The following is a 16,008-nucleotide window of genomic DNA, read 5'->3' as shown; positions in this document are numbered from 1 at the left end:
GAACCTGCAAATGCCCGACTCTTCGCTGCCCGCCGATTTGCCCCGCGACCTGCATTATGTTGACGACACCCAACCCGGAATCCGCCGCAAAAAGCTACGCGGCAAGTTTCAGTATTTCGGCCCCGACGGCGAGCGCATCACCGATGCCGATGAAATCAAGCGCCTGAATGCCCTGGCGGTACCGCCCGCCTACACCGATGTGTGGATTTGCGCCGACCCGCGCGGCCACTTGCAAGCCACCGGCCGCGATGCCCGTGGCCGCAAGCAGTACCGCTACCACACGCGCTGGCGCGAAGTGCGCGACAGCGACAAGTACGCACGGCTGCAAGCGTTCGGCAATGCCTTGCCCAAGTTGCGCAGACAACTGGAAGCGCAGATCGCCGAGCCCGGGTTCACCCGCGAAAAGGTGCTGGCCACGGTAGTGATGTTGCTCGATGCCACGCTGATCCGCGTCGGCAATACTCAGTACGCTCGCGATAATAAATCCTACGGCCTGACCACCCTGCGCACCCGACACGTGGACATCAAGGGCAGCGAAATAAAATTCCAGTTTCGTGGCAAGAGCGGCGTGGAGCATCAAATCAGCGTCAAGGATCGGCGCCTGGCCAATGTGGTCAAGCGCTGCATGGAGCTGCCCGGACAGAACCTGTTCCAGTACCTGGACGAAAACGGTGAGCGCCATACCATCAGCTCCCAGGACGTCAACGCTTACCTGCATAGCCTGACCGGCGAGGATTTCACCGCCAAGGACTACCGCACCTGGGCCGGCACGGCGATGGCGTTGGCGGTGTTGCGCGAATTGGAATGGCAACCGGAGTCCGACGCCAAACGGCATGTCGTGGCGATGGTCAAGGACGTCGCCCGGCAACTGGGCAATACGCCGGCGGTGTGCCGCAAGTGCTACATCCACCCGGCCGTGCTTGAGCATTTCAGCCTGGGCGAGTTGTCGAAGCTGCCCAAGCCACGGGTGCGCAAGGGCCTGAAAGCCGAAGAAGTCGCCCTGGCCATGTTCCTTGAGCAACTGGTCGCACGCTTGCCCGAGCAGGCCAAGGTGGGTTAGCCTCTGCCTCCCTTCTGACTCACGGGACGATTGCCGACGTGAACAACTAAGCCTTCCAAAATGTATCTGCAACGAGCCGCCTGGCGCGCTTGTTGGCCTGTTCGACATTTTCCTGGAGGTGCTGATGACTCACGTCAACCGGCTGCCCGCGCTTGTTTCCCTGCAACACCTGTGTTTCCAGTTCGCCAATGGCGAAACCTTGCTGGAAGACCTCAATTTCTCCATCGACCAGACGCCTACCGGCATCGTCGGCCGCAACGGGCGCGGCAAAAGTGTCCTGGCGCAATTGATGGCCGGTATCCTGCTTCCCTCCTCCGGTGCGCTGAAGGCACCCGCCCATGTGGCCTACGTTCCCCAGGCCGTGGTGGTTCGGCCGAGTGCAACCGTCGCCGACCTCACCGGCACCGCCCAGTGCCTGGACGCCCTTGAACGCATGGCTCAGGGCGCAGGCTTGGCCGGTGACCTGGAACTGATCGATGATCGCTGGGATCTTGCCGAACGCCTGCGCGCGGCCCTGGATGCGGCGGGGCTGGCAGCACTCGGCGCGGCTTCTCGGGCTGATCAGCTCAGCGGTGGTCAATTGGCCAGGGTCGCGCTGATCGGCGCATTGCTGGCGGCGCCGCAACTACTGATCCTCGACGAGCCCAGCAACCACCTCGACAGCCTCGGGCGCGCTTGGCTGCTGGAGCAATTGGGCAATTGGCGCGGTGGCCTGGTGGTGGTCAGCCATGATCGGCAGTTGCTTAATGCCATGGGCCGGATTATCGAACTTTCGCCGTTGGGTGCGCAGGTTTATGGCGGCAACTACGATGCCTATCTTCAGCAACGCGACACGCACCAGCAAGCGGCCATCGCAGCGTGGGAGTTCGCCCGTGAGCAACGCCGCCGCGAACGTCGACGCTTGCAAAAGGCGCATGACAGCCTGCAGCACAACGCGGCGCGCTCACGCAAATATGCCGAGACCGCCAACGTCGATCGGTTCACCCGAGCGCGATGGAAAGGTGCGGCCACGCAAATCGTCAGTACGCTGGGCAGCGCCCATCGCGATCACAAAGACAAACTCGAGGCGCAGGTGCGCCAGGCCTACGAGCGTGTGGTGGACGACACGCCAACCTTTTTGGCCTTACCGGGTTCGGCGGTGTCCAACGGGCGCCAGGTCGTGAGCCTGCAACAGGCGCAGTTGCCCTGGCTGGACCCCCTTGCACCTTCAACCTACCTGACCCTTGACCTGACCGGCCCTCTGCGGGTGGCGGTGCGCGGGCCGAACGGCTGCGGCAAATCCACTTTGCTCAAGCTGCTGGCCGGGCAATCGCAAGCCGTGAGTGGCACGTGCGCGGTACCGGTGTCCTGCGCGTATATCGACCAGCATCTGACGCTACTCGACGACCGGCGCAGCATTGTGGAACAGCTCAACCTGCTCGACACACCGCTGGCCGAAGCCGAACTGCGCACGCGCCTGGCCTTGCTGCAACTGGACGCCATGCGGGTGACCCAACCAGTGGGGCAGCTCAGCGGTGGCGAGCGTCTGAAAGCGGCGATGGCGCTCGCTTTGTGGCGCGGGGCACCGGCACAACTGTTGCTGTTGGATGAGCCGACCAACCACCTGGACCTGGAAACGGTGATTGCCTTTGAGCAGGCCTTGAAGGGATTTACCGGAGCGATGGTGACGGTGTCCCACGATGAGGCGTTCTTGCAGGCAATCGAGCCAAGCCATTATCTGAGCTGGCACAGCACGGGTTGGCGCCTGACATCTGTGTGAGGTGATTGCGCGCACTCGCAAAGCGCCCTAGGGTAGTGGCCGGATAACCTCACTGGAAACCGGCCCCATGCTGCCTTCGCCCGCCAAACCTTACGCCAATGCGGCGCTCGCCCATCGTCAGCGCTGGCGTGGACGCGTGGGCTTGATGCTGGTGGCCGGGTTGTCGGTGCTGGCGGGCATGACCGATGCAATCGGTTTCATGGCCAGCGGCGACTTTGTCTCGTTCATGAGCGGCAACACCACGCGCCTGGCGGTCGCGATCAGTGCGGGCGACCTCGGCCTGACCGGGCGCTTGGTATTGCTTGTCGCCACCTTCATTGTCGGCAACGCGTTGGGCGTGATTGTCAGCCGCGTGAGCAGGCGGCATGCGCTGCCCTTGTTACTGAGCATCGGCGCCCTGCTCTGCGGCGCAGCCTTGCTGCCATGGGCCGATACATTGCCCGCCCTGTTGGCGGCGATTGTCGCGATGGGCATGCTCAACGCAGCCGTCGAGCAAGTGAACGGGGTACCGGTGGGCCTCACCTATGTGACTGGGGCGCTCTCGCGTTTTGGTCGCGGGCTGGGCCGCTGGTTGTTGGGCGAGCGCCGCAATGGCTGGCGCATGCAGCTGATACCGTGGGCAGGGATGTTTGTGGGTGCGGTGATTGGGGCGCTGCTGGAGCAGCAGATCGGCCTGCGCGCCCTGTGGGTCAGCGGTGCGCTGGCGGGGTTGTTGGGGCTGGCGACCCTGGCGATTCCCCGGCGCTGGCAGTTAGGCTTCATGCCACGTTGAACACCGTGGCTTTAAAAAGGTGCCCGCCCGACGTTTCGGCCTCGACATCCGTGTACCGGTAAAGAGCCATCACGTCGGGCGAGCGGGTGAATAATAAGCCAATGCCCGACGGCTGTCCCACCGGGCAACTGCGAATAGAACTAAGGCAAGGTATTACAGACAAGTGGCAAGTGCAGCCAAACGGCGCTTGGCGGGCATCGTGTCTTGTGCGGCGTAATACTTGACGGTAGAACCGGCGCCCGTACTCAGCACATCCACAAAGTAGTCCCCACCCGTGGTGTACACCGTGAAGCCACCTGCCTCGGTGGCCTCCTTGAACCCGCCGGCATCAACGCCAAACACGCTTTCATCCTGCCAGCCGTACTGGATGCATTGGGCAACCACCAGAGTAGCCTTGTCCGACGCCATGGTCTTGTAGGGGCTGCCCGCGCGCGCCTCTTTCATCTTCGAACCCGCGCAACCGGCCAGTGTTGCCAGTATCAATGCGCCTATAAACACTTTGTGCATGCCTGTACTTCCTTGGAAAAACGTGACTCTACCATTGCGCCGCCGCCAACTGACGTGCCCATGAACTTTGTTTCACTGTGAAGGCAAAACCGGCCGCCTATAGTGGCCGGGCTCATTTTTAGAAGTCTCCCTTCTGCCCGCCCTCCCGCGGGCTTTTTTTCGCCTGCGGCTCAGAACCACCAGCGCAGCAGATAGAACAACGCCATGCTCGACAGCACAGTGACCAGCACGCTGCGCGTGTAAGCCATCAGCGCCACGGCGCAGATCCCGGCCAGCAAATAGGGGTTGCTCGGGCTCAGGTTGAGCTGGTGGTCGGCGAGGAAAATAATCGGCCCGCAAATAGCGGTGAGCATGCCCGGCACCGCGAACCCGAGGAACTCACGCACACCACGACTGAGCCGCACCGGCAGGCGCGGTTCGATAAACAGGTAGCGATTGAAAAATACCACCAGTGCCATGGCCACAATCATCAGGTAGATCATCGCAGCCCTGCCCCCAGGCGCTTGCAGGCAAACCCGGCGCTCATCCCCAACACGCCGGAAACCACCACCGCCGATTCCCAGTGCAGGTAACTCAGCCACACCGAGCACAACAACGAGACGGCGACGCATACCACCGTCGGCACGTCGCGCACCACCGGCGTGATCAGAGCGATAAAGGTCGCGGCAATCGAAAACTCCAGCCCCAACTGGTCCAGCCCGGGAATGCTTTTGCCCAGCACAATGCCAGCCAGGGTGAACAGGTTCCAGATGATATAAAACGTCAGCCCGACGCCCAGGGCATACCAGCGGTTGAAGGTTTGGCGGTCATAGTGGTTGACCAGGGCGAAGAACTCGTCGGTCAACAGAAAGCCCAGGCTTATGCGCCAGCGGGCGTTGAGCGAGGACAGCGTCGGGCGCATGTGCATGCCGTAAAGCAAATGTTGGGAGGTCAGCAACAAGGTGGTCAGCACAATGGAGATCAGGCTGGCGCCACTTTTGACCATGCCGATCGCCACCAATTGAGCGGCACCGGCAAATACGATGGCGGACAACCCCTGGGCTTGCAGCGGGGTGAACTGCGCATCGATGGCCATTGAACCGGCGAGCAACCCCCAGGGGGCACAAGCCAGGGATAACGGAATGACAGCGATTGCGCCACGCGTGAACGCGTCATGAGGTAGGGCAATAGACATGGACTGGGCTCATCGACAGACAGTCGACAAGCATGCCGGCGCACTCGGGCGCGTGTCTTGAACGATCTTGCTCAGGCCAGCTTTACCGAAACCAACTCCACCGAGTCGCGTGCTTCGCGCAATTCGTAGGCGTCCTGGTTCAACCGGTGAATGGTGTTGAGCAGGCGCTGGCGCAGCACCTCATCGCCGAGCTTTTCGACGGCGCGCATCAGATCGAACGCCGCGGTTTCGTTATTTTCCGCGACGGAATCCAGGGTCTTGCGCAGGTTACGAGTGGCTCGGGTCACGCGGGATCTTCCTTCATCAGCAATGGGCAGGCACTTTAGGACATTCATGTTTCAGTTTAATTTCAATCACTTGTGGTTGAGCGTGGGGCAGTTGATCCACGTCAAACCAAATCAGGATTTGACTTACGTGGCTGTGCTGATCAAATGCCTGGCCGATGCCGTTCAAGCGCGACTGACGCTATTAATCCAGCGCGAGCGCGAACTTTACTCAGGCGAACTGATCCATGCCTTGGATGAAAGCCGGCCCTGCTTGCAACACGGTGCGCTGCGTCGGGATGCAATGGGCGACACACCACAACGGGCCAGCACCGGCTGAGCCATCGGAGCGTTAATTCATGCTTGTCGCAATTGCGATTTTCCTCGTTACAATCGTGCTGGTGATCTGGCAGCCCAAGGGCCTGGGCGTCGGCTGGAGCGCCACACTGGGCGCGATCCTGGCCCTGGCTTGCGGGGTGATCAGCCTGGCGGATATTCCGGTGGTGTGGCACATCATCTGGAACGCCACCGGCACCTTTGTCGCGTTGATCATCATCAGCCTGTTGCTGGATGAAGCCGGGTTCTTCGCCTGGACCGCGTTGCATGTAGCGCGCTGGGGCCGTGGCCGGGGCCGTCGATTGTTTGCCTATATGGTGCTGCTGGGCGCGCTGGTGTCGGCATTGTTCGCCAATGACGGCGCGGCCTTGATCCTCACCCCCATCGTGATGTCGATGCTGCTGGCGCTGCGCTTTTCACCGGCGGCGACGCTGGCTTTCGTCATGGGCGCAGGTTTCATCGCCGACACAGCGAGCCTGCCGCTGGTGGTGTCGAACCTGGTGAACATCGTCTCGGCGGACTATTTCAAGATCGGCTTCAACGAATACGCCGCGGTGATGGTGCCGGTGAACCTGGTCAGCGTCGCCGCGACCCTGGCGGTGCTGCTCTGGTTTTTCCGCCGCGATATTCCGCAGGCCTACGACCCCGCCGACCTGGAACAACCCGCCAATGCCATCCACGACCGTGCGACTTTTCGCGCCGGCTGGTGGGTACTGGGTATTTTGCTGGTGGGCTGCTTCGCGCTGGAACCGCTGGGCATTCCCATCAGTGCGATTTCCGCGGTATGCGCCGTGCTGTTGCTGGTGATTGCCGCGAAGGGCCACAAGATCTCCACGCGCAAAGTACTGAAAGACGCACCGTGGCAGATCGTGGTCTTTTCCCTGGGCATGTACCTGGTGGTGTACGGCTTGCGCAATGCCGGCCTGACCGACTACCTGGCCACCTGGCTCGACACCTTCGCCGGCTATGGCGTATGGGGCGCGGCCATGGGCACAGGCGTACTGACCGCGCTGTTGTCCTCGGCGATGAATAACTTGCCGACGGTGTTGATCGGCGCGCTCTCCATCGAGTCCAGCCATGCCGTGGGGGTGGTCAGGGACGCGATGATCTACGCCAACGTGATCGGCAGCGACCTGGGCCCGAAAATCACCCCGATCGGCAGCCTGGCCACCTTGCTGTGGCTGCATATCCTTGCACGCAAAGGCATCACCATCACCTGGGGTTACTACTTCAAGGTCGGGATCGTGCTGACCGTGCCGGTGCTGTTGGTCACCCTCGCCGCCCTCGCCTTGCGCCTGAGCCTCTAAAGGAATGCCGTCATGAAAGTGATGTTCATGTGTACCGCCAACAGCTGCCGCAGCATTTTGTCCGAAGCGGTGTTCAATCACCTCGCCCCGCCAGGCTTTGAGGCGATCAGCTCCGGCAGTTTCCCCAAAGGCCAGGTGCTGCCGCGTAGCCTGAGTACGCTGCAAGCGGCGGGCATCAGCACCGAAGGCTTGTACAGCAAGGGCAATAATGCTTTTGAAGGTAGCCCGCCGGACGTGGTGATCACCGTGTGCGACAACGCTGCGGGTGAAGCCTGCCCGGTGTATTTCGGACCGTGCGTAAAATCCCACTGGGGCCTGGAGGACCCGTCGGATGTCCACGGCGATGAAGCCCGCGTGGACGCCGCGTTCAGTGCGACGCTGGACATCATTACGCACCGGTGCCAGGCATTCTTCGCCCTGTCCTTTGTCCGCCTCAGCCCTGCTCAATTAAAGGCTGAACTTGACCGCATCGCCTGCTAGCCGCTCGGGTCCGCAAGGCGAACCCGTCCCAGCGTTATATCCCTCTGGATACCCATCCGGGCACTGACGTATGCTCGCGCACTTTCTCGGAAGGATGCGGGCATGCTGACAATTTTCTTCTACGCGCTGGTTTTCGGTTTTGTGTTTTGCCTCTCTCCCGGCGCAGTGCTCGCCGAGACCCTGCGCCGAGGCTTGCTCCACGGTTTCACTCCGGCTCTGCTGGTGCAGGTTGGCTCGCTGGTTGGCGACGCGGTCTGGGCGGTGATCGGGCTGACAGGCATCGCGCTGTTGATCCAGCATGACGCGGTGCGCGTGCCGTTGACGGTGATCTGCGCGCTGTACCTGGCCTGGCTCGGCATCCGCAGCTTGATCGATGCCTGGCAGTTACCGCAAATCGACAGCGCCCCCGCCAGCTCCGCTAAAAACGCACTCGCGGTGGGCGCGGCGATCTCCCTGGCCAACCCGAAGAACATCGTTTATTGGGGCGCCCTGGGCAGCGCGTTGTCGGGCATCGTCGGCAGCACCCCGAGCCATGGGCAAACCCTGATGTTTTTTGCCGGCTTCATGCTGGCGTCGGTACTGTCCTGCTTTCTAACGGCCGCGCTGGTCAACGTGCTGCGCAAGAATGCTTCGCCGATGTGGCAACGCATCAGCTATGGCGTCTGCGGCGTGGTATTGATTTATTTGGCCATTCTCGCGGCGCAGGGTATTTGAAGTCATATCGGCTATCCCTTATCCGGCCGGACGCTTTGCTACTCACGCTGATCGCCGAGCGCTACAGCCAGGAAGGCCGCGCCTGAGGCTTCAGGCCTTGGTCTGCTGCTCAAGGTGCAGTTGCAACTGCGGATCGATTTGCAACTGACCCGCCAGATCGTCCAGGTAATTGCGCTCGGCATCCTGCTGGTCATCGACCACCATGACGCTGGCCAGATACACCTCGGCGGCCAACGCCGGGTCGGAAGCCAACTCAGCGAAATCCGCAGCATCCAGAGGCTTGGCGACTTCAGCGTCGAGCCACTGCTGCAATTGCGGGTCGTCAGTATGCTTGCCCAGCTCATTGGAAATCAGCTGCTGCTCTTTCTCATCAATCCGGCCATCGGCCTTGGCGGCAGCGATCAGCGCGCACAATACGGCATGGCTGTGCGCTTCGATTTGCGCCCCAGAGAGCTGGTCCGCCGTCTGGAAAGCTTGCTGCGGCTGGCTCGCCTGCTGGCTCTGCCAGGCCTGATACGCCTTGTAAGCCATCATCCCGAGAGAAGCCAACGCGGCATAGTTCATACCACCGGCGCGCCCTTGCGCCGGACGCGTTGCCGCGCCACCGCTCAACATGCCACCCAGGCCACCTAATAGACCGCCCAGGCCGCCACCGGCCGAAGCATTGCCGGCGCTGGTGCCTTTGAGCAGCCCACCAAGCAGGCCGCCCAAACCGCCACCCGAGGAAGCGCCGCCTTGCCCTGCGCCGCGCAACAGTTGTTCCAGTAGATCGCTGGTAGTCATGATGTCGCCCTCCAAGGCGCATAGTGGCGTTAATTCAACTTTAGTCCGCCCGTGATGGAACACCACGACCGCCGGGCGGGCAAGCTTTATGACGGCGTGATCACGCCATTTGGGAGGATGCATCGGTGAACCGCATTGAGCAGATTGCGTTGATGGCCAACTACAACCAGTGGATGAATCGCAAAGTTTACGAAGCCGCCGGCACGCTGACAGACGCGGCGTTGGTTGCCGACCGGCGAGCGTTTTTCGGTTCGATCCTCGGCACCCTGAATCACTTGGCGCTGGGCGACACGGTCTGGCTCAAGCGCTTTGCCGAGCACCCGGCAGGTTTTTCCGCGCTGGCCCCCTTAAGCGCCATCACCACACCCGGCGACCTCAAGCAATTGGCTTTTGCAGACATCCGTGAACTCTCGGCCCATCGCGCCTGGTTGGATCAACTTATCCTCAACTGGGCCGACAGCCTGCAGGAGCCGGATTTGGACCAGCATTTGCGCTACCACAACATGCGCGGCGCGGCCGCTGAAAAACCGTTCTTCGGCCTGCTGGTGCATTTCTTCAACCACCAGACTCACCATCGCGGACAAGTGACCACACTGTTGAGTCAAGCCGGTGTGGACGTGGGCGATACCGACCTGGTGATGCTGATTGACTAGATACAGCATCAACCTTTCAGGCGGCCCAAAATAAATAGGGAGGGCGCTAACGCCCTCCCACACTGGCTCTCGCCACCCTCATTCATGCATCGTTGGACACCGGCCTGGCGCGCGCCCTATGCGTCGGCAGTGTGGCGGCATAGGCCAGCGCCTGCTCGCGGGAATTGAAGGACGCCAACCGGTTCTTCCGGGTACACACCCGCCACGGTCCGTAATTGACCTGCACGATGTCATACCCGTTCAGATGCAGCTTTTTCAGTAATGAAGCGCTCATAGTCACCTCCGTTTCCTGAGATTTCCAAGCGTTGCGCCCCAACCTTACACCCGCCGCCGGCGCAGCGACCGACCGTGTGTCGCGACGACGCATCACTTCACCTTGCTGCTCAACGTCTCCACACTGCGCTTCAAATCATCCAGGCTGCGCTTCAAACCGTCGATCTCGCCCTTCTGCCGGTCTATCGTGTTTTTCTGCTCATCCAGCGCACGTTTCAGGCTGGTAATCTGGCTGTCGCTGCTGCTGGTGCTGGAACCGTCCTTGCGCTTGAACTCGTCGAAAGCGCGGTCCTGGCCCTCCACCTTGCTCTTGAGATTCTGCAGTTCGCTGTCGCTACTTTTTTGCCGCTCTTGAAGCGCCTCTATATCCCTGATTGAAATCTTCGTCGGTTTCAACACATACCCAAGGCCCGCATCCATCGAGGCGCCGGCCAACACATCTGCGCCCGACGCATTGAAATCCCCCCACCGCGCCGCGCTTGCGGCCTGCGCGGGGCCGACCACCGCAGCACTCAACAACCCCACCATGCCTGCAGCCATCATCCAAGAATGCATACGGACCTTGAGCATCAACTGATTCCTTAACGAACTGCCGGGATGGCATATCGCTATGACTCTGATTCGGAGAACTTGTTCCGGGGCCGGGTCGATACCTTTGGATCAATCTGGAAGGCCGTGTAGATCACTGATCTTGCAGGTTTTTTCATAGGCTTGTTTGTGCACGAAAGCGTGCATTGAGGTTGCGCGCGAGCGCCCGGGTCTATATATTCGCAACCCTGCTGCACCGCGCTACCGCCCGAATGGCGAAACTGGTAGACGCATGGGACTTAAAATCCCCCGCTCGTAAGGGCGTCCCGGTTCGATTCCGGGTTCGGGCACCATAGATATCAAGGGCTTGCCGGGGAAACCTGAGCAGGCCCTTACTTTTTTTGCTCCGCAATTCTAGACCCCGCTCCGCAATTCCCCTCCGCCGGCGTTCTGCCAACCTATCTCCCAACTCCATAATTTGCCTGCTACGCTGTCCACTCCACGGAGGAACAACGATGCCGAATTCTGACCTGATCCCTTCCCTACTAGCCAAACTCTACGAAAACCAACTCGCCCTCGAGGCCTCAATCATGGAACTGTCGAATTGGGTGGAGCAGCGAGGCTCCGCTGAAGTGGCGGATAACGTGCGCGGCGCGCTCTTCACAATCGGTCACAACGAAGAGTTCATCAAAATGACTCTCGCCGTTCTGATGGAGTCGGAATAGTCGGCGCTCCTGCAGCTCGTCGCCCTAAATCGCGTCTCAAGCGAACCTCGATTACTGTACGCACATACAGTAATCGCGCGAATCACACTTATGTCTCCTGCAGAACTCAAAACAGCCTGGACCGCCAAGTGGCAAAAGATGCTCGATGATCATGATCACCGCATGGCGCATCCTGAGGCGTATAGGGTTCTGTGCCACTGGGAAACACGCGACATGCTTGCCGAGGGCGTCATTGATCAGGCAGAAAAAATGGAGATGGATGAGCTGGCCAATGCCGCCTATTGGCACGCCGTGGAGGAACTGGTAACGGGGGATGTCGGCTACCTGTATGGCGGGCACTACCGGGTGATGCGGAGCGATGGATCATGTGTCGGTCAGATTATTGCCAATACCTACTATTCCGCGGAGGGCCCAGGAGCGGACGGGTTCGACGGCAAGGTATTTTTCGATGGCGCCGGCGCAAGGTTAGAGTTTCGTCACGGTGGCAAGCCATGGCCCTTGGATGGATTAGTCCTGAATTCTGCACGTGGAGAAGCTTACGACCTGGTGCAGTTCGCACAAAACATTAACGGGGCGGTTTATCCAAGCATTGGAGACCCTGATTGCTACCGGGCGCTGGTGGATCGCGCCCAGGTAGCCTTGGAGAATCACGACTTCGATACCTATCGAAAAGCCCGTCTATTGATATTGTCCGCTCACTTCGTCAAGTGTGGCGCCTGTCTGGATAACTTCAAACTTCGGGAAGGCTGCCACGCCTGTATAGGCTGCGGCTTTCTACCGAGGTACTCAGGTCAGCCAAGCTCATCGGCGTAGGCTGCAGCCGCTTCCTCAACCAATTCGCGCCGCTCGCCTTCGTTGATAAGGCGGCGCTGTGTTAAGTACTCAGCAATAAGGATACGGAATTCGTATCTTTCTTCGGGCGTCGCCGAAAAGAATGAGGTCGATTTGCGGAGCCCGGCACCAGCGTCCACATCCCTCGCTTTTTGTATAGTCATGACGGATCTCCCTTTCCGGTGTCTAGAAGCTAGACAGTGGCCAGGGCTCGGCTGCTCACAGAATTTGACAAGCGGAGATGCGTATGTGCGGCAGACTTTCTCAATACAGCGGCATCCACGACTTTGTAGCGGCGCTGAGCATGCCCAATGCATTGGCGAACTCCGTGGGTGATTCGCCGATCGGGCGCTACAACGTCGCCCCGACAACCCAAGTCGCCCTGCTCCACCTACAGGAAGATCTGCTACACGCTGATCCCGTGCGTTGGGGATGGCGACCACACTGGGCCAAGGACCGCGCCGCGCCGATCAATGCACGCGTGGAGAAAGTCGCCCACGGCCCCTTCTTCCGGGCAATCTGGCCGCACCGGGCAATCACGCCTGTCGACAATTGGTTTGAGTGGGTGGATGAAGGCGGCACCAAGAAGCAGCCCTACCTGATCCGCCGGCGGGATGGTGCACCGATATTCTGTGCTGCCATCGGCCAACTACCGGATGTCGATGAAGGCCCAGGCGAGCATGACGGTTTTGTGATCATCACCGCCGACAGTGCCGGCGGCATGGTGGACATTCACGATCGGCGGCCCGTAGTGCTGCCGCCGGACCTGGCCAAAGAATGGTTGGATCCGGCAACGCCAAAGGAGCGCGCCGAGCAGATGGTGCTGCACCAGGGCGAGCCGTCAGAAGTATTTGAGTGGTTTAAGGTCGACACGGCCGTGGGCAACGTGCGGAACAAAGGCCCTGAGCTAATCCGGCCGATCAGCGCGCCACTGCTCTGACGTAAGCCTGGCACGCGCGCAAGGCGATTATTGCGTTGTCCCCGTCGTCGGTGATGGCAATAATTCGTTGAGCATGCGCTGGGTCAAGTTGGGCTCGACGGGCTGCATGAACCACGCCGGCGGCGCCGGTGGCGGAAGGCATGTTGCAGCCACTGGCTGGATCCTCGGCAAGGAGGACTGACAGCCGGACATCAGCAGTAGCAAGCTGGTCACGCAGGCGAGCCTGGTTGCGTTGAGCATCGGTCAATTCCTTGGTGTGTTGTTGGTCCAGGATGGCGAGCTGCTGCTCGGTGGCCAGGCGCTTGTCCTGCTCGGCGCTTGCCTGGGCGGCGGCGGCCATGCTGATCCTGTTCAGGTCATCCTTGTGCAAGCCGGCCTGCTCAGCCAGCTTTTCGCCCATTCGCCAGTCCTGAATCTGCCAGGCCGCGCCGGCGGAAGACGCCATCAGCGCCAGGATCAGCACGACCAGTCCGGCCAGCCTCTGAACCGGCGTCATGCCAGTGCCCGCCGCACGCCTTCGGCCAGCACCGCATCAGGGTAGGCATAGCCTGCGTTCTCGTGGTGGATGATCGCCTTGACGAAGCCAGACATTACTGCGGGGCGGTTCAGATCGACCTCGGCGCCAGGCCGGGTACCGGTGTTCGCCTCAACTGCGCGCACGTACGCGGCGGTGTCATTCTCCACCGACGGCGCCCAGCGGTTGATGATTGCCTTCACGGTCTTCAGGCCGTGCTTGCGCTGGTAGGTCAGTAACAGCTTGCCCAGGGCGCGGATGCCATTCTCCGGGGTGTCGAACCTAGCAAAGCGTTTTTCGATTGCAGGGTCAGGCTTGAGCTGGCCCTGCCACTGGTTTGCCGAGTTGTAATCGATGTTGCCGGGGTTGTTGTTGCGTACCCCGCGGGTTTCGGTAGTCGGCATACTTTTCTCCAGGCGTAAAAAAGCCCGCTCGGTGGCGGGCTGCTATTCTTCGGTTACGGCCATTGGTGGTGGCGTTTCAATATTCGGCATTTCAAGACGGACGTCGATCCAGCTGTTCAGGGGAACATCCATTGGCGCGCCGCGACCTGGCACCATCTCGCCATCTTCGGAAAGCGTCCAGCGTTGCTTGAAGAGACGAATCACGACAGACCCGTCCTCAGCTTGGGCGCTGTCGGTTACTCCGAGCGTGCGCCCACCATCAGGCGAGCTTGGGTCGTGCGTACGCCACCCCTCTAGAGCAAGCCCGAGACTGCCTGTCAGGCTATAGACCCCTACGCTCAGTCGTTCAACGACAACACCCTGGGCTTGATCGTTAGCAACGCCCCAATCACCAGCTGGCTCAAATGTTTGCTCTTGGAGGTCTCGTCGTTCGGTGGCGGCAACGTTCGCAATGCGCACGATTGGGGACGCTGCTGAAAGCGCACCGCCAGATCCTCTGATCGTGTTTCCCGTGTGGTAGACCTCACGCATAAGCGCGGTGGCGTAACTGCCAGACCGGAAAAACATTTTCCCACTAAACGACATCAAGATTTGAGCGCCGTAATTTCCATCCGGCCAGGCAGTGTTAATTATCGTTCCTGATTGATTCGCTTCAGGGAAACCTGCTGTAGTGTTGTTCCATATCTGAAATGAATTACCCCATGTGTTAATGGTGCTGGTGAGGGGTGAAGCCCTATCGCCAGTTAGCATTACATTGCCAACAGCCGAACCAGCATTTAAATAGGCCGCAGTACCCATGTTATTGGTGCGTGCATATAGTTCTGACGTCATGGCGTTGATCTTTACCGCGCCACTACGCGTGGTATCGCCTCCAGCACCTGTAGGCGCTGTACCGATATTGATTTCTTGCCGTGCCATAAAAACATTCCTTATTGGATGGTTTTTCCAACCATAACTGTTAATCCGGTCGAAACGGTGTTACCAGAATTCGTTATAAGACCGATCCTGATCAGCCTTGATGGGTAATCCCACATAGCTGCTATTTGCCTCGTTCCTATGCCAGATGATCCGGCAACGGCAGACATGACGAAATTGTTGATCATGAAGTATTCATCTTCCGCCATATTGAAAGGTGCGCTGAAATAGCTAATCGACTGCCCCTGTCCGTCCTGACCATTCCCCGTGTACGTCCAGTTATTGCTTGACCTAACAAAAATAGCGGGCGGGGATGCAGAGTCAAATATTGGAGTCCCTGAGGAATTCCAAAATCGCGCGCCATACGAGGCAATCGGCTGCGTCACAAAGTTGGCGACAAACCAGCGCCCGTTCGGCTGGATCGTGTGCAAGTTGAATTGCCTAACCCTAAAGCCAGTCCAATTTCCTGGAGACCCCAAGATTTCTAGGTTGCTCATGCCTATGATGCCGTTAACGCTGTTCGGGCGGATGAATACGAGTGGCTGTTCTTGCGTAGTTATTGCGGCTGGAAACAACGTAAGCGATGATGAGCCACTTGATTCATTGGCGACGTAGGTTCCTTTGTATAGGGTGGACATCCGAGAGAACTCCGAATCAACCACCACCCTATTATCGTCGCCAGCAGTAAAAAGTAAGCCGTACGAGTCTGCCATTTACTTGAACCTCACGACTACCAGTCGCTGCTGAAAGCTTGTAAGCGCTGAGTTTCCATAAGGGTCTCCACGAATAGTTCTCCACACCCTTACCACTCCATTCAAGATCTCGGGCTCAACTTGAGCGTTATTGAATGTGCCGACCGCGCCGATTGGCGTAGGGAAAGCCGCTGCATTTTGAGGCGTGATACCAGCAACCGCTATATCAAGATATTTAGCAGCACCCCAAGTTGATGGCGATATAACGGCCGAATACACAACTCGCATTGTGAAAGACGTTTCATCAAGCTGGAGTCGTCCCGCGCTATCCCAAACACGCATTCCAGAACTCATTCGGTGAGATCTCCGATTTGTACA

Annotated in this window: 23 protein-coding genes and 1 tRNA gene; 12 read left to right on the top strand and 12 right to left on the bottom strand. The window is 59.7% G+C overall.

The features are described 5' to 3' along the window. Positions 1-10: 10 nt before the first annotated feature. The 3 genes from Q1V60_RS14980 to Q1V60_RS14970 all read left to right on the top strand — a co-directional run bounded on the left by Q1V60_RS14980 (position 11) and on the right by Q1V60_RS14970 (position 3,591). On the top strand, positions 11-1,060 hold the full coding sequence (locus tag Q1V60_RS14980; protein ID WP_300631653.1) for a DNA topoisomerase IB: 1,050 nt from the start codon (positions 11-13) through the stop codon (positions 1,058-1,060). 124 nt (positions 1,061-1,184) lie between these two features. Continuing rightward, positions 1,185-2,819 carry an ATP-binding cassette domain-containing protein gene (locus Q1V60_RS14975; RefSeq protein WP_300631651.1) on the top strand — a complete coding sequence of 545 codons (1,635 nt, stop codon included), beginning with the start codon at positions 1,185-1,187 and terminating at the stop codon, positions 2,817-2,819. 67 nt (positions 2,820-2,886) lie between these two features. Beyond that, positions 2,887-3,591, top strand: coding sequence for a YoaK family protein (locus tag Q1V60_RS14970; protein ID WP_300631649.1), 705 nt, complete (start codon positions 2,887-2,889; stop codon positions 3,589-3,591). A gap of 153 nt (positions 3,592-3,744) precedes the next feature. On the opposite strand, the gene Q1V60_RS14965 is transcribed toward Q1V60_RS14970, so the two are convergent. From Q1V60_RS14965 to Q1V60_RS14950, 4 genes are all read right to left on the bottom strand, one after another. Further along, entirely contained in the window at positions 3,745-4,098 is a 354-nt protein-coding gene (locus Q1V60_RS14965; protein ID WP_300631647.1) for a hypothetical protein, read from the bottom strand. A gap of 170 nt (positions 4,099-4,268) precedes the next feature. Then, on the bottom strand, positions 4,269-4,580 hold the full coding sequence (locus tag Q1V60_RS14960; protein WP_300631645.1) for an AzlD domain-containing protein: 312 nt from the start codon (positions 4,578-4,580) through the stop codon (positions 4,269-4,271). Continuing rightward, a complete protein-coding gene (locus Q1V60_RS14955) occupies positions 4,577-5,272 on the bottom strand; it encodes an AzlC family ABC transporter permease (protein ID WP_300631643.1) in 696 nt (231 codons plus the stop codon). Before Q1V60_RS14955 ends, Q1V60_RS14960 begins: the two co-directional genes overlap by 4 nt. 71 nt (positions 5,273-5,343) lie before the next feature. After that, entirely contained in the window at positions 5,344-5,559 is a 216-nt protein-coding gene (locus Q1V60_RS14950) for a hypothetical protein (RefSeq protein WP_046068240.1), read from the bottom strand. Positions 5,560-5,677: 118 nt separating this feature from the next. Here Q1V60_RS14950 and Q1V60_RS14945 point away from each other — a divergent pair, with 118 nt between their 5' ends. From Q1V60_RS14945 to Q1V60_RS14930, 4 genes are all read left to right on the top strand, one after another. Further along, on the top strand, positions 5,678-5,875 hold the full coding sequence (locus Q1V60_RS14945; RefSeq protein WP_363321065.1) for a hypothetical protein: 198 nt from the start codon (positions 5,678-5,680) through the stop codon (positions 5,873-5,875). 19 nt (positions 5,876-5,894) lie between these two features. Then, positions 5,895-7,178, top strand: a complete 1,284-nt coding sequence (locus tag Q1V60_RS14940) for an arsenic transporter (protein WP_300631635.1) — start codon at positions 5,895-5,897, stop codon at positions 7,176-7,178. Positions 7,179-7,190: 12 nt separating this feature from the next. Further along, on the top strand, positions 7,191-7,658 hold the full coding sequence (locus tag Q1V60_RS14935) for an arsenate reductase ArsC (RefSeq protein WP_300631633.1): 468 nt from the start codon (positions 7,191-7,193) through the stop codon (positions 7,656-7,658). A gap of 102 nt (positions 7,659-7,760) precedes the next feature. Further along, complete coding sequence (locus Q1V60_RS14930) at positions 7,761-8,372, top strand: LysE family transporter (RefSeq protein WP_300631631.1); 612 nt, start codon at positions 7,761-7,763, stop codon at positions 8,370-8,372. 90 nt (positions 8,373-8,462) lie between these two features. Here the strand turns inward: Q1V60_RS14930 and Q1V60_RS14925 are convergent, their stop codons facing one another. Next, a complete protein-coding gene (locus Q1V60_RS14925; protein WP_300631629.1) occupies positions 8,463-9,155 on the bottom strand; it encodes a tellurite resistance TerB family protein in 693 nt (230 codons plus the stop codon). Between the two features lie 125 nt (positions 9,156-9,280). On the opposite strand from Q1V60_RS14925, the gene Q1V60_RS14920 reads away from it, so the two are divergent. After that, complete coding sequence (locus Q1V60_RS14920) at positions 9,281-9,808, top strand: DinB family protein (RefSeq protein ID WP_300631627.1); 528 nt, start codon at positions 9,281-9,283, stop codon at positions 9,806-9,808. Positions 9,809-9,890: 82 nt separating this feature from the next. Here the strand turns inward: Q1V60_RS14920 and Q1V60_RS14915 are convergent, their stop codons facing one another. Both Q1V60_RS14915 and Q1V60_RS14910 read right to left on the bottom strand, forming a co-directional pair. Continuing rightward, entirely contained in the window at positions 9,891-10,082 is a 192-nt protein-coding gene (locus Q1V60_RS14915; protein WP_300631625.1) for a DUF2188 domain-containing protein, read from the bottom strand. Between the two features lie 92 nt (positions 10,083-10,174). Next, the gene (locus Q1V60_RS14910; RefSeq protein WP_300631816.1) at positions 10,175-10,651 is read right to left on the bottom strand and encodes a hypothetical protein; all 477 of its coding nucleotides are present in this window, start codon (positions 10,649-10,651) and stop codon (positions 10,175-10,177) included. 224 nt (positions 10,652-10,875) lie between these two features. Here Q1V60_RS14910 and Q1V60_RS14905 point away from each other — a divergent pair. From Q1V60_RS14905 to Q1V60_RS14895, 3 genes are all read left to right on the top strand, one after another. Beyond that, positions 10,876-10,962 (top strand) — tRNA-Leu (locus tag Q1V60_RS14905). 162 nt (positions 10,963-11,124) lie between these two features. Further along, positions 11,125-11,334 (top strand): hypothetical protein, encoded by a 210-nt coding sequence (locus Q1V60_RS14900; protein ID WP_300631623.1) that lies wholly within the window; start codon positions 11,125-11,127, stop codon positions 11,332-11,334. A gap of 90 nt (positions 11,335-11,424) precedes the next feature. Then, on the top strand, positions 11,425-12,147 hold the full coding sequence (locus tag Q1V60_RS14895) for a hypothetical protein (protein WP_300631621.1): 723 nt from the start codon (positions 11,425-11,427) through the stop codon (positions 12,145-12,147). On the opposite strand, the gene Q1V60_RS14890 is transcribed toward Q1V60_RS14895, so the two are convergent. After that, positions 12,126-12,329 (bottom strand): hypothetical protein, encoded by a 204-nt coding sequence (locus Q1V60_RS14890; RefSeq protein ID WP_300631619.1) that lies wholly within the window; start codon positions 12,327-12,329, stop codon positions 12,126-12,128. The two genes, Q1V60_RS14895 and Q1V60_RS14890, sit on opposite strands and share 22 nt — an antisense overlap. An 83-nt stretch (positions 12,330-12,412) precedes the next feature. Here Q1V60_RS14890 and Q1V60_RS14885 point away from each other — a divergent pair, with 83 nt between their 5' ends. Continuing rightward, positions 12,413-13,105 carry an SOS response-associated peptidase family protein gene (locus Q1V60_RS14885; protein WP_300631617.1) on the top strand — a complete coding sequence of 231 codons (693 nt, stop codon included), beginning with the start codon at positions 12,413-12,415 and terminating at the stop codon, positions 13,103-13,105. Here the strand turns inward: Q1V60_RS14885 and Q1V60_RS14880 are convergent. The 4 genes from Q1V60_RS14880 to Q1V60_RS14865 are packed head-to-tail and all read right to left on the bottom strand — an operon-like array spanning position 13,086 to position 15,576. Next, on the bottom strand, positions 13,086-13,601 hold the full coding sequence (locus tag Q1V60_RS14880; protein ID WP_300631615.1) for a lysis system i-spanin subunit Rz: 516 nt from the start codon (positions 13,599-13,601) through the stop codon (positions 13,086-13,088). The two genes, Q1V60_RS14885 and Q1V60_RS14880, sit on opposite strands and share 20 nt — an antisense overlap. Beyond that, positions 13,598-14,023 carry a structural protein gene (locus Q1V60_RS14875; protein ID WP_300631613.1) on the bottom strand — a complete coding sequence of 142 codons (426 nt, stop codon included), beginning with the start codon at positions 14,021-14,023 and terminating at the stop codon, positions 13,598-13,600. The genes Q1V60_RS14880 and Q1V60_RS14875 overlap by 4 nt, the downstream gene beginning before the upstream one ends. Before the next feature lie 42 nt (positions 14,024-14,065). After that, positions 14,066-14,941, bottom strand: coding sequence for a hypothetical protein (locus Q1V60_RS14870; RefSeq protein ID WP_300631611.1), 876 nt, complete (start codon positions 14,939-14,941; stop codon positions 14,066-14,068). A gap of 11 nt (positions 14,942-14,952) precedes the next feature. Then, positions 14,953-15,576 carry a hypothetical protein gene (locus Q1V60_RS14865; RefSeq protein WP_300631609.1) on the bottom strand — a complete coding sequence of 208 codons (624 nt, stop codon included), beginning with the start codon at positions 15,574-15,576 and terminating at the stop codon, positions 14,953-14,955. Between the last annotated feature and the right edge of the window lie 432 nt (positions 15,577-16,008).

Source organism: Pseudomonas sp. (genome assembly GCF_030147005.1).
In the GTDB taxonomy this organism is placed as follows: Bacteria; Pseudomonadota; Gammaproteobacteria; order Pseudomonadales; family Pseudomonadaceae; genus Aquipseudomonas.
Note: the sequence above shows the minus strand (reverse complement) of the source record. Positions and strands in the feature narration are given on the sequence as shown.

Excerpts from the sequence above, each read along its gene's own strand:
- Q1V60_RS14980 (WP_300631653.1), top strand. The coding sequence starts at position 11 with ATGCCCGACTCTTCGCTGCCCGCCGATTTGCCCCGCGACCTGCATTAT.
- Q1V60_RS14975 (WP_300631651.1), top strand. The coding sequence starts at position 1,185 with ATGACTCACGTCAACCGGCTGCCCGCGCTTGTTTCCCTGCAACACCTG.
- Q1V60_RS14970 (WP_300631649.1), top strand. The coding sequence starts at position 2,887 with ATGCTGCCTTCGCCCGCCAAACCTTACGCCAATGCGGCGCTCGCCCAT.
- Q1V60_RS14965 (WP_300631647.1), bottom strand. The coding sequence starts at position 4,098 with ATGCACAAAGTGTTTATAGGCGCATTGATACTGGCAACACTGGCCGGT.
- Q1V60_RS14960 (WP_300631645.1), bottom strand. The coding sequence starts at position 4,580 with ATGATCTACCTGATGATTGTGGCCATGGCACTGGTGGTATTTTTCAAT.
- Q1V60_RS14955 (WP_300631643.1), bottom strand. The coding sequence starts at position 5,272 with ATGTCTATTGCCCTACCTCATGACGCGTTCACGCGTGGCGCAATCGCT.
- Q1V60_RS14940 (WP_300631635.1), top strand. The coding sequence starts at position 5,895 with ATGCTTGTCGCAATTGCGATTTTCCTCGTTACAATCGTGCTGGTGATC.
- Q1V60_RS14935 (WP_300631633.1), top strand. The coding sequence starts at position 7,191 with ATGAAAGTGATGTTCATGTGTACCGCCAACAGCTGCCGCAGCATTTTG.
- Q1V60_RS14930 (WP_300631631.1), top strand. The coding sequence starts at position 7,761 with ATGCTGACAATTTTCTTCTACGCGCTGGTTTTCGGTTTTGTGTTTTGC.
- Q1V60_RS14925 (WP_300631629.1), bottom strand. The coding sequence starts at position 9,155 with ATGACTACCAGCGATCTACTGGAACAACTGTTGCGCGGCGCAGGGCAA.
- Q1V60_RS14915 (WP_300631625.1), bottom strand. The coding sequence starts at position 10,082 with ATGAGCGCTTCATTACTGAAAAAGCTGCATCTGAACGGGTATGACATC.
- Q1V60_RS14910 (WP_300631816.1), bottom strand. The coding sequence starts at position 10,651 with ATGCTCAAGGTCCGTATGCATTCTTGGATGATGGCTGCAGGCATGGTG.
- Q1V60_RS14900 (WP_300631623.1), top strand. The coding sequence starts at position 11,125 with ATGCCGAATTCTGACCTGATCCCTTCCCTACTAGCCAAACTCTACGAA.
- Q1V60_RS14895 (WP_300631621.1), top strand. The coding sequence starts at position 11,425 with ATGTCTCCTGCAGAACTCAAAACAGCCTGGACCGCCAAGTGGCAAAAG.
- Q1V60_RS14890 (WP_300631619.1), bottom strand. The coding sequence starts at position 12,329 with ATGACTATACAAAAAGCGAGGGATGTGGACGCTGGTGCCGGGCTCCGC.
- Q1V60_RS14885 (WP_300631617.1), top strand. The coding sequence starts at position 12,413 with ATGTGCGGCAGACTTTCTCAATACAGCGGCATCCACGACTTTGTAGCG.
- Q1V60_RS14880 (WP_300631615.1), bottom strand. The coding sequence starts at position 13,601 with ATGACGCCGGTTCAGAGGCTGGCCGGACTGGTCGTGCTGATCCTGGCG.
- Q1V60_RS14875 (WP_300631613.1), bottom strand. The coding sequence starts at position 14,023 with ATGCCGACTACCGAAACCCGCGGGGTACGCAACAACAACCCCGGCAAC.
- Q1V60_RS14870 (WP_300631611.1), bottom strand. The coding sequence starts at position 14,941 with ATGGCACGGCAAGAAATCAATATCGGTACAGCGCCTACAGGTGCTGGA.
- Q1V60_RS14865 (WP_300631609.1), bottom strand. The coding sequence starts at position 15,576 with ATGTCCACCCTATACAAAGGAACCTACGTCGCCAATGAATCAAGTGGC.